The following is a 600-nucleotide window of genomic DNA, read 5'->3' on the forward strand; positions in this document are numbered from 1 at the left end:
AACGGATCGGTAATACAACAGGTTTTGCCGACGTATTACATTAACCGCCTGCAACAGCAGTTCAGTCCCTATTTCTCATCGCTACAAATCGCGCTGGTCAGTGATGATCCGCCTGTTTACAACATCTCGGCGATAACCAACGCCGGTTCGAAAATTATTGCGACGGTGAATGTATGAGTGATTTATCGGTTAGCTATACAGCTGCTGGCCCGGTACCCCAAACTCCCGAAAGCCTGCGTGAGCAACTGGTGTCACAGGCGGTTCAAATGGCACCGGGCATCACCACCGAGTTACCCGGATCGCTGATTGAAGATATCGTGAGTACAGACGTTGGCGCGCTGGTTATCTGCGACCAGGCGAGGGTTGACCTTATTAACTCCGTCGGGCCGCTTAAAGCCAATTTATACATGCTCAACCTGCTGGCCCAACAGGCCGGTATTGCGCCGCAAAAAATTAAGGGTTCGACAACTGTCCAGGTACAGTTTTATGGTCCGCCTGGATTTTCCGTTCCGCAGGGGTTTATGGTCTCTGACGGGACATATACTTATACGTTAAATGACGCCACCATTATTCCTACAACAGGTGTATCTTCTCAGGCAA

1 pseudogene is annotated in these 600 nt (G+C 50.2%); it reads left to right on the plus strand.

The annotated features are described in order from the left end of the window. Positions 1-173: 173 nt before the first annotated feature. Positions 174-600, plus strand: a pseudogene (locus FDX01_RS23480) (baseplate J-like family protein); the annotation flags it as partial.

It is taken from the genome of Citrobacter sp. wls613, from assembly GCF_005281195.1.
Lineage (GTDB): Bacteria > Pseudomonadota > Gammaproteobacteria > Enterobacterales > Enterobacteriaceae > Citrobacter > Citrobacter gillenii.